At 71.0% G+C, this 12,880-nt stretch carries 10 protein-coding genes; 6 read left to right on the top strand and 4 right to left on the bottom strand.

The genetic code is table 11. The features are described 5' to 3' along the window. Nucleotides 1–29: 29 nt before the first annotated feature. The gene (locus tag ACIA47_RS09530; protein ID WP_396706828.1) at nt 30–2,348 is read right to left on the bottom strand and encodes a right-handed parallel beta-helix repeat-containing protein; all 2,319 of its coding nucleotides are present in this window, start codon (nt 2,346–2,348) and stop codon (nt 30–32) included. A 175-nt stretch (nt 2,349–2,523) separates the two neighbouring features. Here ACIA47_RS09530 and purB point away from each other — a divergent pair, with 175 nt between their 5' ends. Further along, nucleotides 2,524–3,948 carry an adenylosuccinate lyase gene (purB, locus tag ACIA47_RS09525; protein WP_396706826.1) on the top strand — a complete coding sequence of 475 codons (1,425 nt, stop codon included), beginning with the start codon at nt 2,524–2,526 and terminating at the stop codon, nt 3,946–3,948. Nucleotides 3,949–4,049: 101 nt separating this feature from the next. On the opposite strand, the gene ACIA47_RS09520 is transcribed toward purB, so the two are convergent. Both ACIA47_RS09520 and ACIA47_RS09515 read right to left on the bottom strand, forming a co-directional pair. After that, a complete protein-coding gene (locus ACIA47_RS09520; protein ID WP_396706824.1) occupies nt 4,050–4,508 on the bottom strand; it encodes a YbjQ family protein in 459 nt (152 codons plus the stop codon). A gap of 128 nt (nt 4,509–4,636) precedes the next feature. Beyond that, nucleotides 4,637–5,329, bottom strand: coding sequence for a trypsin-like serine protease (locus tag ACIA47_RS09515; RefSeq protein ID WP_203126307.1), 693 nt, complete (start codon nt 5,327–5,329; stop codon nt 4,637–4,639). A 359-nt stretch (nt 5,330–5,688) separates the two neighbouring features. Between ACIA47_RS09515 and purS the strand changes: the two genes are divergently transcribed. From purS to ACIA47_RS09495, 4 genes are all read left to right on the top strand, one after another. Beyond that, on the top strand, nt 5,689–5,952 hold the full coding sequence (gene purS / locus ACIA47_RS09510) for a phosphoribosylformylglycinamidine synthase subunit PurS (RefSeq protein ID WP_030491392.1): 264 nt from the start codon (nt 5,689–5,691) through the stop codon (nt 5,950–5,952). After that, nucleotides 5,949–6,632 carry a phosphoribosylformylglycinamidine synthase subunit PurQ gene (gene purQ, locus ACIA47_RS09505; protein WP_396706821.1) on the top strand — a complete coding sequence of 228 codons (684 nt, stop codon included), beginning with the start codon at nt 5,949–5,951 and terminating at the stop codon, nt 6,630–6,632. The genes purS and purQ overlap by 4 nt, the downstream gene beginning before the upstream one ends. A 67-nt stretch (nt 6,633–6,699) precedes the next feature. After that, nucleotides 6,700–9,369: a phosphoribosylformylglycinamidine synthase subunit PurL gene (gene purL, locus ACIA47_RS09500; protein WP_396706819.1), complete on the top strand. Its 2,670-nt coding sequence runs from the start codon at nt 6,700–6,702 to the stop codon at nt 9,367–9,369. A gap of 4 nt (nt 9,370–9,373) precedes the next feature. Then, entirely contained in the window at nt 9,374–10,129 is a 756-nt protein-coding gene (locus ACIA47_RS09495) for a 2-phosphosulfolactate phosphatase (RefSeq protein WP_396707345.1), read from the top strand. 214 nt (nt 10,130–10,343) lie between these two features. On the opposite strand, the gene ACIA47_RS09490 is transcribed toward ACIA47_RS09495, so the two are convergent. Next, nucleotides 10,344–12,344, bottom strand: coding sequence for a hypothetical protein (locus ACIA47_RS09490; protein WP_396706817.1), 2,001 nt, complete (start codon nt 12,342–12,344; stop codon nt 10,344–10,346). Between the two features lie 161 nt (nt 12,345–12,505). Here ACIA47_RS09490 and ACIA47_RS09485 point away from each other — a divergent pair, with 161 nt between their 5' ends. Further along, nucleotides 12,506–12,859, top strand: a complete 354-nt coding sequence (locus ACIA47_RS09485) for a sterol carrier family protein (protein WP_030332202.1) — start codon at nt 12,506–12,508, stop codon at nt 12,857–12,859. The last annotated feature ends 21 nt before the right edge of the window (nt 12,860–12,880 follow it).

Here is a 12,880-nt window from a genome sequence, read left to right as displayed (position 1 = left end):
TCCGGCGGGCGTCGATCGGTCGGGCCGGCTCAGCCGAGGGTGAACTTCTCCCAGGTGCTGACGGCTGGGCCGTTGGCGATCAGCGGCTTGCTACCCGCGCCGTCGGCGCTGACGTACTTGCTGTTGATGCCGGCCTTGAAGCTGACAGTGCCGTCGCTGTTGCGGACCATGGTGAACCGTTCCCAGGTGCTGACGGCCGGGCCGTTGGCGATCAGCGGCTTGGTGCCCGCGCCGTCGGCGGAAACGAAGCGGCTGTTGACGCGGGCGAAGAGGGCGATCTGACCGCTACCGAGGTCGGCGATGTCGAACCGCTCCCAGCTGCCGACGGTCGCCGCGCTCGCGATCAGCGGCTTCACACCGGCACCGTCGGCCATCACGAAGCGGCCGTTCACGCTGGCCTTCAGCGACCTGTTCGCGTCGGCGACCGGAACCTGGGCGAACTTCTCCGAGGCGCTGATGGTGGACCGGCTGGCGCTCATCGAGACGGTGCCGCTGGCGTCGGCGGTGACGTACAGGTTGTTGCTCGCCTTGAGGCTGACGGTGCCGTCACTGTTGCGGACGACAGTGAACTTCTCCGGCGTGCCGACCACCTGGCCCGCGGCGTTCAGGGACTCGTTGGCCGACTGCGTGACGTAGCGGCCGTTCGACCGCGCGACGAGGGCCACCTGGCCGTTGCCGGCGTCCCCCAGGTCGTACTGCGCGGCAGCGGTCAACCCGGCCTGGTTCGGCAGGAGAACCGACGCGGACGTGGCCACGTAGCGACGGTTCGACATCGCGAGCAGGCCCACGGAAGCGGTCCGCCGCAGCACGCTGACCTGCTCGGTGCTGCTGCCGCTCAGGCCGTCGGTTCCGATGGGGCTGACGGTGACGTTGTAGGTGGCCGGCTTGGCGTACTTGTGCGTGGCGATCGGACTGGAGTGGCGGGTGGAGGTTCCGTCGCCCCAGCTGACGTCGTAATCACGGATCGGGACGAAGCCCGGTGTCGAGGCGGAGGCGTCCACCCTGACCGTGCTCGTGGCGAGGTCCACTGTGGCGTCGAAGGACGACACCGGGTGTTTGATGGACTCCGTGGTGCCACGGTCGGCGTACGCGATCGGGCCGGCGCCGGTGTTCGGCACGGCCGGATCGTCCCGGCGTGGCTTGCCGTTGGTGTCAAGCTCCTGGTAGCCGGGTGCCGTCGAGTTCGCCGAGTCGACATTCTCCCGGACATCCGACGTGTACCGGTCGTGTGCGGCCTGCCCGGAGACGGTGCGGAACTGGGTGAGACCCATCCTGGTTCCGTTCCACGAGTAGCCGGTCGCGGACGCGGACTGGTGCCAGGTGTTGTTGTAATCGATCACCGTGCCGCTCAGCGCGGCGTCGTGGACCGCGATCTCAGCGCCCTCGGGCGCCTGCGGGTCGCAATAGCCCTGGGTGAAGGCGGCGTTGTTGCGGAGCACGTTGTTCTGCACCGAAACCTGGGACGACGCCCCGTCGACCCGGATGCCGCCCAGGCAGCGGTCCTGGATCTCGTTGTTGGCGATGGCCGTGCCCACGGCTCCACGGTTGTGGATGCCGTACCCGATCCCGCCCCCGATCCGGTTGTTGGCGATCACCGTCCCGGCGGCGGCAGGGCCCACCGAGATGGCAGCTCCGGAGAAGCCGGCGACGTCGCCGTCGATGATCGTGTTCTGTGGCCCGTCGACTCGAATGCCCACGCCGCCATCGGCCGCGACGTGTTTCGGGTCGGTCGCCACCAGTGCGTCCTCGACGAGCACCTCGCTGGTGGACGCATCCATGGTCAGGCCGCCGGCCAGCGCCGTCCCGCTGACGGTGAGCTGTTCCAGCGCCGCCACCCTCACATTGGCGAGTCGGATGGCGGGCGCGGTCGCGACGTTCGCCATCGTGAATGTGCCGCCCGCGATCATGATGTTCGAGGCGTTACGCAGATCGAGGGCGGGTACGTCGGTTGACCCGCTGACATTGATGTTCTCAATCTGGATGTCGTGCTGGCCGTCGATGACCAGGCCCGCGTTCGGGCCGACAAGCGTCACCGGTGTGCGGGCGTTCCAGGCCGTGAAGGCGATCCGCGCCTCTGGTACGCCAGAGCTGGTGACGGTGACGCGCTCGGCGTAGGTGCCGCCTTCGATAAGGACCGCCCCGGGGGCGGTCACCACGGCGGCTGCGGCACCGATCGTGCAGAACGGCGTGTCGTCGGAGCCGGGCCCCTGGTCGGAGCAGTTCGCGTCGGCCTGCTTGACGTACAGCATCATCACAGGGTCGTCTGCCTGGGCGGGTGCGCCGGTGGCCAGCAGACTGCCGCCGGTCACCGCGATCGCGGTGAGGCCGGCGAGGGATCTTCTACGCATGCATGCCCTTTGTCGTGAAAAAGAGATTCGGCTTCGCCGGAGATCAGATGGAGATTATGATCCGATACCGGCTGGTAGCTGTGCCGCCCCGGGCGACAAAACGGCCACTGGCCCCACCGGCACCCGCCCTGGCCTGCCGGCCGCACCGGCCGCCGGGTAGGAGAGAATGAGGCACGTGACGACGATCCCCAACGTGCTGGCCAACCGGTACGCCTCGCCCGAACTGGTCGCCCTCTGGTCCCCGGAGGAGAAGGTCCGAATGGAGCGGCGGCTCTGGCTCGCCGTTCTCCGCGCTCAGCGCGATCTGGGCGTGCCGGTGCCGGACGGCGTGGTCGAGGCGTACGAGCGGGTGCTCGACCAGGTCGACCTCGCCTCGATCGCCGAGCGGGAGCGGGTCACCCGGCACGACGTGAAGGCCCGGATCGAGGAGTTCAGCGCGCTCGCCGGGCACGAGCACGTGCACAAGGGGATGACCTCCCGGGACCTCACCGAGAACGTCGAGCAGCTCCAGGTGCGCGCCTCGCTGGAGCTGATCCGGGACCGGGTGGTGGCCACCCTGGCCCGGTTGGCCTGGCTGGCCCACGAGCACTCCGAACTGGTCATGACCGGCCGATCGCACAACGTGGCGGCGCAGGCCACCACGTTGGGCAAGCGCTTCGCGTCGGCGGCGGAGGAGCTGCTGATCGCGTACGAGCGGCTGGAGGAGCTGATCGCCCGCTACCCGCTGCGGGGGATCAAGGGACCGGTCGGCACGGCCGCCGACCAGCTCGACCTCTTCGACGGCGACGCCGACAAGGTGGCCGAGCTGGAGCGACGGGTCGCCGAGCACCTGGGCTTCTCCCGGGTGCTGGACAGCGTCGGGCAGGTCTACCCGCGCTCGCTGGACTTCGACGTGCTGGCCGCGCTGGCCCAGACGGCCGCCGCGCCGTCGTCGCTGGCCACCACGATCCGGTTGATGGTGGGTCAGGAGCTGGCGACCGAGGGCTTCAAGCCGGGTCAGGTCGGTTCCAGCGCGATGCCGCACAAGATGAACACCCGCTCCTCGGAGCGGGTGAACGGCTTCGCCGTGATCATCCGGGGTTACCTGTCGATGGTCGGCGAGCTGGCCGGTGACCAGTGGAACGAGGGGGACGTGTCCTGCTCGGTGGTCCGCCGGGTGGCACTGCCGGACGCGTTCTTCGCCGCCGACGGGCTGTTCCAGACGTTCCTCACAGTGCTCGACGAGTTCGGCTCGTACCCGGCAGTGATCAACCGGGAGCTGGAGCGTTTCCTGCCGTTCCTGGCCACCACGAAGATCCTGGTCGCGGCGGTCCGGCGGGGCGTCGGCCGGGAGGTCGCCCACGAGGTGATCAAGGAGCACGCGGTGGCGGTGGCCCTGGCGATGCGCGAGAAGGGCTCACCGGAGAACGACCTCTTCGACCGCCTGGCGGCGGACGGCCGACTCGGCCTGTCCCGCGCCGACATCGACACCCTGGTCGCCGACCGCAACGCCTTCGTGGGCGCCGCCCAAGCCCAGGTGGCAGCGGTAACCAGCCGCATCACGGCCGTGGTGGAAGCCCACCCCCACGCCGCCACCTACAGCCCACCCCCCATCCTCTAGCTCTAACCCCGCCCCTCCGGGTGATCAAGAGCTTCGCGTCATCTTCGATCTCCCTGATGACCGAAACCTCTTGATCAACAGGGGTGGCGGGCCCGGTGGGGTTATTCGCCGGTTGGGGTTTCGGCGGCGGTTCTGAGGTTGGGGGCGCTGGCCGGTTCGGCGATGCCGCCAAGCGCCTCGGCGAAGCCCGCGGGCTCCGCGGTCTCCGCGGCGACCGCCGGCTGGTCGGCCGGCATGACCTCGGGCATCTTGGGTACGGCGACCACGGCCGTCCCGTACGCGCAGATTTCCATCCACATCTCGCCACAGTCTCGGCTGTCGAACCGCATGCCGATGACCGCGTTCGCGCCGAGCCGCAGGGCCTCCTCGCCGAGGCGGGCCACCGAGTCGGTGCGCCACCGGGTCAGGTTGTCCGGGGCCATCGGGTCGTACGCGCCACCGCGCAGGTTCTTCACACCCTCGCGGTACGGGTTGCGCGTCCTGGCCATCGATGACACCACCTCACCGAGAATCTGGCGGATCTCGTAGCCGGGCAGTTGCTCTGTCGTCACGACCAGCACGTTCCGATGCTGTCAGGAGTGGCGCGACCCGATCGTGTGCATTGTTCACCTGATCGGATGCTGCAAAACGACGCGGCGCGGACGACCGGCACGCGGCCGGCCATCCGCGCCGAGCGAGGCGCTAACCGTCAGACACCGGCCACCGAGGTGATCCAGGCCCGGTTGTACGCAACGCTGCCGTAATTCTGGATGCTCGACCCGTCGGCGGTGGAGGCGACGCCGACCTGCTGACCGTTGTAGAACTGCGGGCCGCCGGAGTCACCGCGCCAGGCGTTGCCGTTGATCCGGGTGCTGCGGATCGCCTGGCCGCCGTACGCGTCGGTGGCGCTGTTGCTGGTCACTCGGACGGTGGCGGTCTTCAGCTGGGTGGATGCCGAGCAGCCGCTGTAGCAGGTCATGCCCCAGCCGTAGATCGAGTTCGTCGAGTTGATCGGCGGGTTGCTGCTGGCCAGGCTCACCGCGGAGGTGCTGACGGCGCTGGAGAGCCGCATGAGGGCGAGGTCGTTGCGGGTGTAGGTGGCGCTGACCGTGCGGGTGACCCCACCGGAGGTGCGGTTCACGCTTCCGACGCGCACCGACATGGTGCCGCTGATGCAGTGCCGAGCGGTGAGCACCCACTGCGCGGCGATGACGCTGCCGGAGCAGGTGAACGAGCCGTTGCTCAGCACTGCGGCGGCCCAGGGCGCGGACGAGACGGTGCCGCCGCCGATGATGGGTTGTGGGCCGGCGGGGGCAACGGGGGCGGCGGACGCGGCGGACGTGACGCCGAGGGCGCCGACCAGCGCGGTGCTGAGTACGGCGAGCAGGGGGCGGATGCGCATCGGGTGGACTCCTTGGAGGGGCGGGCCCGGGGTCGCCGGGGTGCGGATGGTGCCGGGCGGCGGGGGGTTCCCGGAGCCGGCGAAATCGACTTGCGTCGATGTAGAGTAGGACGCGACGCGATCGTTATCAAGGAGCTGATCGACGTTGCCCAATGTAACGATTCGGCCACCCGCTGCGCCGTATATGTCCTGCTAGGGCCACCTGTCGTGCCTGACAGGTCAGACTGAGCGTCAGTAATGTCGATCACTGCCTGAACTGCACCCGGCCGGTGCGTCCGCGGCGATATCTGCCAGGTACGCTGGCTGCGCTCGCCCATTGTGGGTCGGCACCCAACTGCGTACACAGTCAGGAGTGCCCAGTGCCTCGCGTCGTCGTCGACGTCATGCTCAAGCCCGAGATCCTTGATCCGCAGGGCCAGGCCGTCGCAAACGCGCTGCCCCGGCTCGGCGTCGGTGACGTCGCCTCGGTTCGGATCGGCAGGCGGATCGAGATCGAGTTCACCGGTGAACCGGACCTGGACCGCGCTCGGGAGATTGCCGACAAACTGCTCGCCAACCCGGTCATCGAGGACTTCACCGTCCGCCTGGTCGAGGCCGACGAGACTGCGGACGCCCGCTCGTGACCGCCCGGGTCGGTGTGGTCACCTTCCCCGGCTCGCTCGACGACGGGGACGCGGCCCGGGCCGTCCGGATCGCCGGCGCTGAGCCGGTCCGGCTCTGGCACGGCGACCCGGAGCTGCACGGTGTCGACGCGGTCGTCCTGCCCGGCGGTTTCTCCTACGGTGACTACCTGCGGTGCGGCGCCATCGCCCGGTTCGCCCCGGTGATGGAGACGATCGTGGACGCCGCCCGGGCTGGTCTGCCGGTGCTCGGCATCTGCAACGGCTTCCAGATCCTCTGCGAGGCGCACCTGCTGCCCGGCGCGCTCACCCGCAACCAGCACCTGCACTTCCGCAACCGGGACCAGGTCCTGCGCATCGATTCGGCCGGGACGGCGTGGACCAACGCGTTCCAGCCCGGCCAGGAGGTGCTCATCCCGGTCAAGAACGGCGAGGGCTGCTACGTCGCGGACACCGCGACGCTGGACCAGCTCGAAGCCGAGGGTCGGGTGGTCGCCCGCTACGTCGGCGGCAACCCCAACGGGTCCCAGCGCGACATCGCCGCGATCACCAACACCGCCGGCAACGTGGTCGGCATCATGCCGCACCCCGAGCACGCGGTGGAGGCGCTCACCGGCCCTTCGCTGGACGGCCTCGGCTTCTTCACGTCGGTCCTCAAGCACCTGGTGGGGGCGCCGGCATGACCGGCGGCACGATCATCGGTCAGCTCAACCGCCGGCCTGGCGGGCACGAGCGCAGCGAGGAGAGGTCATGACCACCCATCCGGACCCGGTACGGGACACACCGGAGGCGTACTCCGCCCCGGCGCAGCCGGTCGAGCCGAGCGCGGCGCAGCCGGTCGCACCGGCGACCGCTCCCGCCCAGCCGGCCGCCGCCGTCTGGACCGAGGGCGTGGACACCGTGCCGCGCGCCGGTGGCACCCCGGGCGAGCTTCAGCCGTACACCGAGCTGGGCCTGCGTGACGACGAGTACGACCGGATCCGGCAGATCCTCGGCCGCCGGCCCACGCAGTCCGAGCTGGCCATGTATTCGATCATGTGGAGCGAGCACTGCTCGTACAAGTCGAGCAAGGTGCACCTGCGCCAGTTCGGCGAGAAGGCCCCGCACAGCGACCGGCTGCTCGCCGGCATCGGTGAAAACGCCGGTGTCGTGCAGATCTCCGACGAGCTGGCGGTGACCTTCAAGGTCGAGTCGCACAACCACCCGAGCTTCGTCGAGCCGTACCAGGGCGCGGCGACCGGCGTTGGCGGCATCGTCCGGGACATCCTCGCCATGGGTGCCCGCCCGGTCGCGGTGATGGACCCGCTGCGCTTCGGTGCCGCGGACCACCCGGACACCGCCCGGGTGCTCACCGGCGTGGTCGCCGGAGTGGGCGGCTACGGCAACTGCCTGGGCCTGCCCAACATCGGTGGCGAGCTGGTCTTCGACCCCTCCTACCAGGGCAACCCGCTGCTCAACGCGCTCTGCCTGGGCGTGCTGCCGGTCACCCGGCTGCAGAACAAGGCCGCCGCCGGCCCGGGCAACGTTGTCGTGCTGATGGGCGCCAAGACCGGCCGGGACGGCATCGGCGGCGTGTCGGTGCTGGCCAGCGCGACCTTCGACGAGGGCAGCGAAGCGCGTCGACCGGCCGTGCAGGTCGGCGACCCGTTCACCGAGAAGCTGCTGATCGAGGCGTGCCTCGAGCTGTACGACGGCCAACTGGTGGTCGGCATCCAGGATCTCGGCGGCGCCGGCCTGACCTGCGCGCTCACCGAGACCGCAGCCGCCGCCGGCACCGGCATGCGGGTCTGGCTGGAGCGGGTTCCACTGCGCGAGCCCTCGATGGACCCGCACGAGATCCTGGCCAGCGAGTCGCAGGAGCGGATGCTGCTGGTCGTCGAGCCGGACAAGCTCGACGCGGTGCTCAAGACCTGCGAGAAGTGGGGCGTCCTCGCCACCGCGATCGGCGAGGTCACCGCACCGGAGCCGGACGGCCGCCCGGGTCGACTGCTGATCACCTGGCAGGACCACCTGGTCGTCGACGTGCCGCCGGGTTCGCTGGTCGACGACGGCCCGGTCTACGCCCGGCCGATGCGTGAGCCGGCCGACCTGATCCTGCTCCAGGCCGACCGGGCCGAGACGCTGCCCCGCCCGGCCGACCCGGAGGCGCTGCGGGAGACCGTGCTGCGCATGATCGCGTCGCCCAACCTGGCCGACAAGACCTGGGTCACCGAGCAGTACGACCGCTACGTGCTGGGCAACACGGTGCTCGCCCAGCCGGAGGACGGCGGTGTGATCCGGATCGACGAGCGGACCGGCCTCGGTGTGGCGCTGTCGGTGGACGGCAACGGCCGGTACACCCGACTGGACCCGTACAACGGCACCAAGCTGGCCCTGGCCGAGGCGTACCGGAACGTGGCGGTGACCGGCGCGAAGCCGATCGCCGTGACCAACTGCCTCAACTTCGGCTCCCCGGAGGACCCGGGCGTGATGTGGCAGTTCGCCGAGGCCGTGCGCGGCCTGGCGGACGGCTGCCTGGAGCTGGGCATCCCGGTGACCGGCGGCAACGTCAGCTTCTACAACCAGACCGGTGCGGCGGCCATCCACCCGACCCCGGTGGTCGGCGTGCTGGGCGTGCTGGACAACGTCGCCGACCGGGTGCCGATGGGCTTCGTGCCGCGCGCCGGTGGCGACCACGACCAGCTCTACCTGCTCGGCGAGACGAACGTGGAGCTGTCCGGCTCGGAGTGGGCCTGGGTGACGCACGAGCACCTTGGTGGCATCCCGCCACAGGTCGACCTTCTCCGCGAGAAGGCGCTGGCCGAGCTGCTGGCAGAGGCGGCCCGGGTCGGCCACCTGGCCTCCGCGCACGACCTCTCCGACGGCGGTCTCGCCCAGAGCCTGGTCGAGTCCTGCCTGCGTCGCGGCGTCGGTGCCCGGGTCGCGGTGCCGGAGCAGTTCACCGAGGGCTCGATGCCGTTCGTCTACCTGTTCAGCGAGTCCGCCACGCGGGCGCTGGTCTCGGTGCCGCGCGGCCACGACAAGGCGTTCGCGGCGCTCTGCGCCGAGCGGGGTGTGCCGTTCGAGCTGATCGGCGTCACCGACCCGTCCGGCGGGGCGCTCGAGGTGCACGGCCAGTTCCGGATCGGCCTGGACGAGCTGCGCACCGCGCACACCGAGACGTTGCCGCGCCTCTTCGGGGGCTCGGCGGCCGTCGAGGTGCCCGCTCCGGCCGCCGATGTGGCGGGTGCGGTTGAGGCCGTGCCGCTGCCGGGCGAGCCGGCCGAGCCGATCGACCCGGCCGAGGTGGTCTCCGAGCCGATCGCCTCTTCGGGGCCTTCGCCCGAGACCGGCGCGGTCGAGCCGATCGGGTCGGAGCAGCCCGGCGGGGCGTCCGAGTCTGACTCCGGTGTCATCGAGCCGTCGCCTGACGAGCGCTGAGGCGTTGACGGCCGCCGTCTACGGCCAACCCGGATCGGGTGCCCGGTTCGACTGGGGGCTGACCGGGGCGGCGGAACTCGGCCGGGTCTGCGCGGCGCTGGTGGTGGTGGACGTCCTCTCGTTCACCACCGCCGTGGAGGTGGCGGTGGCCCGGGGCATGCGGGTGCACCCGTTCCCCTGGGGTGAGCAGGCCGCCGAGTACGCCGTCCGGGTCGGTGCGACCGCTGCGGTCGGGCGGCGGCAGACGACGGCGGAATATCCGTGGTCCCTCTCGCCCGCCGCGCTGAGCAGCGCACCCGTGGTGGCGGACCTCGTGCTGCCCTCCCCGAACGGCTCGGCCATCAGCGCCGCCGCCAGCGCCACCGGCCTGCCGGTGGTCGCGGCGTGCCTGCGCAACGCGCGCGCCGTCGGGCATTGGCTGCGCCGTCAGGGGTACGGCACGCTGGACTCCCCGATCGGCGTGATCGCCTCGGGAGAGCGGTGGCCGGACGGGTCGCTGCGACCGTCGGTGGAGGACCAACTCGGCGCCGCCTCGGTGCTGGATGCCCTCTCCGGCGTGCCGGGTGGGCTCTCGGTGGAGGCGGCCATGGCGCTCGCCGCGCTGGCGAGCACCCCGGATGTGCCCGCCGCAGTGCGCGGCAGCGTCTCCGGGCGGGAGTTGACCGAGAACGGCTTCGCCGCGGACGTGGACGTCGCCGTTCGGATCGACGTGTCCGACGTCGTACCGGTGCTCCACCAGGGCGTCTTCTCCGCCGCCTGACCGCGCCGGGCCCGCGCCCGGCCGCGCCAAGTCCGCGCCCGACCGCGCCCGACCGTGCCTGGCCGCCTGGCCGCAGCGCGTGATCAACTCGGCTTTCAGGAAGTCGGGGTGTCCAGGGCTGCGGGATGGTCCGACTTCCTGAAAGCCGAGTCGTTCTTGCAGCGAAACGGCCACCCGGATCTCCGGGTGGCCGTTTCCATGTGCTGTGGTGGGGTCAGTCGTCCAGCCAGTCGAGGCGCCGACCGCCGCGCTCGGTCGGCGGCGGGGTCTCCGGTCGGTTCCGCCCGGCGGGCTGGCCGTAGCCGCCCTGGTCGTAGCCGCCGCGCTGCTGCGGAGGCTCTTGGCCGTAGGTGCCGCCCTGGTCGTATCCGCCGGCCGGCTGGCCGTAGCCGCCCTGGTCGTAGCCCCGGTCGTCGTAGCCGCCGCGCTGCTGCGCAGGCTCTTGGCCGTAGGTGCCGCCCTGGTCGTATCCGCCGGCCGGTTGACCGTAGCCGCCCTGGTCGTACCCGCCAGCCTCCGGGCCGCCGTACCCTGCGGTCGGCTCGGCAGCGCGACCGCCGTACGGGGCGGCATCGGGCTGGCCGTACCCCTGCTCCTGCTCCGGCTGGTAGACGCCGGTGGCGTAGGGGTCGGCCGGGGCCGGGTACTGGGTGCTGTCGCCGGTGTACCGGCCGGTCGGCTCGTCGAACCGCTCGCCGTAGGCCGCGCCGCCAGCGGGAGCCGGCGGGTAGGCGGCGGTGCCGCCTGGGGCGTCGTAATCACGGCTGCCGTAGCCGCCACCGGAGGCCGGAGCATTGCCGTAGCCACCAGCGGACGCTGGCGCGCCGCCGTAGCCGGCACCGGAACCAGGCGCGGCACCGTAGCCGTCACCGGCCGCGTCGTAGCCGCCCTCTGGGCCCGCCGGAGCGCCGTAGCCGCCACCCGAAGCGGGCGCGTTGCCGTAACCGCCGGCACCGTACCCAGCGGGCGCTGGCTCCTCGCCGTATCCGGCGCCGCCCCAGCCCTGCTGACCCGCGCCGCCGTACGCCTGCGCAGGCGCGCCGTACGGGTCCGGCGGAACGTCGTCGACCACCGGGCGGTGCATCATCGTCGGTGCATCGCTCAGCGCCGCGCCGCCGACCATGGTCGGATCTGCGCCACCGCCGGGACGACCGCCGACCACCCGGGTCTGGTCGTCGGGACCGCGGAACCCGCCCCGCGAGGGCGGCACCACACCGCCGCCGCCGGCAGCCGCCGGAGCGTCGTCGTCGTCGCCGTTCTCCCTGCGCTTCATCCAGAGCAGCACGATCGTGCCGACACCGGCGGCGACCAGAAGACCACCGAGCAGGATGATCAGGTACGACCCGATGCCGCCGCTGTCCTCGGTGTTCGCGGCGTTCGCCGGCGCACCCTGGCTGGCCTCCTCGGTGGGCTCCTCCTCGGTGCCCTCCTCGGTGGTGGCCTCGTCGGTGGGCGTGGCCTCGGGGGTGGCGGACGGGGTGGCGCTGGGCGTCACCTCGACCTTGATGGCAAGGCTGAGCCGCTGCCCGGTGATGGCCTGCCCGGCGTTGGCGTTCAGGGTCTTGAACGCCTTGATGTTGTCGAACGACGCGCCCAGGTCGATCCGTCCGGGCGCGATCGGGTTCTGGGTGGTGCCGGTGAACCGGAAGTTGCCGCTACCGTCGCTCGTCGCGTCGTAGCGGTGACCGGCGGTGTCCTGGAGAACCACGAACGCGTTCGGCACGGCCTTGCCGTCGGCTTGCGAGACCACCTTGCCGGAGACCGACCGCACGGTCTGGTTCTGCGGCGGCGGCGCTGCCTTGGCGACCAACGTGACAGTCGTCGACGCCTCTTCGCTCTGCTTCACGACCCCGGTGGAGTCCGTCGCCTTGACGGTGATCGTGGCGCTGCCGTTGGCTGCATCGTCCGCAGCCTTGAAGGTGGCGTCGAAGGTGCCGCCGGATGTCACCCGACCGCGGGAACACCCGTCAACGCAGGTCAACTTCGAGTTGCTCGAGCTGAAACTGATGTCAGCAGGCCCTGCGTCGTCTTCGAAGGCGAGTCGGTAGCTGATCTTCGTGGTCTTGCCGGCCTCGACGCTGCTCGGCGAGGCCGAGACGTCTGTAACGTTGGGAGCGGCCATGGCTGGTGTGGCGGGGACGGCGAGCAGAGCGCCGGCAACCAGCGCTACGACCACACCGGCCCGCTGCTTCCAGGCACGTCGGTGTGTTGACACGTCCACCGCCTTCCGGGCTGACTTCCCTCTGACCGGCGGGGCGCCGGGCCGGGGATCATCACGGTACGAATACGCCGTCGGCAACTATGCCTTGTCCGACTGCATGAGCGCGACCCAGGGCCAGCGTCGCGTGTCTGGCCTGGGGGTCGTATCGTCCCGTCGTGTCCTCTCCGCACAGTAAGTCCGCTGCCGTTACGGCCGCGTTGTCGGCGCTCGACGAGGGGCGTACACCCGAACGGCCGGTGTTCCGAGAGGCGGTCCGGTCGCTGTTGGCCGTCCTCGCGGAGCGCGCCCCCGGCCGATCGGTGGAGGTGCGCGTTCCACCATACGGGGCGATCCAGTGCGTACCGGGGCCTCGACACACCAGGGGAAATCCACCAAACGTGGTCGAGATGGCCCCGAACACCTGGTTGGAGCTGGCAACCGGCAGGGTCGGCTGGGCCGAGGCGGTCACCGACGGTCGCGTCCAGATGAGTGGCAACCGGGCGGACCTCTCGGCCTATCTGCCCCTCTAGCCATCCCGTTGTCCCACTCAG

It is taken from the genome of Micromonospora sp. NPDC051227, from assembly GCF_044455385.1.
In the GTDB taxonomy this organism is placed as follows: domain Bacteria; phylum Actinomycetota; class Actinomycetes; order Mycobacteriales; family Micromonosporaceae; genus Micromonospora.
Note: the sequence above shows the minus strand (reverse complement) of the source record. Positions and strands in the feature narration are given on the sequence as shown.

Excerpts from the sequence above, each read along its gene's own strand:
- ACIA47_RS09530 (WP_396706828.1), bottom strand. The coding sequence starts at position 2,348 with ATGCGTAGAAGATCCCTCGCCGGCCTCACCGCGATCGCGGTGACCGGC.
- purL (WP_396706819.1), top strand. The coding sequence starts at position 6,700 with ATGACCACCCATCCGGACCCGGTACGGGACACACCGGAGGCGTACTCC.
- ACIA47_RS09515 (WP_203126307.1), bottom strand. The coding sequence starts at position 5,329 with ATGCGCATCCGCCCCCTGCTCGCCGTACTCAGCACCGCGCTGGTCGGC.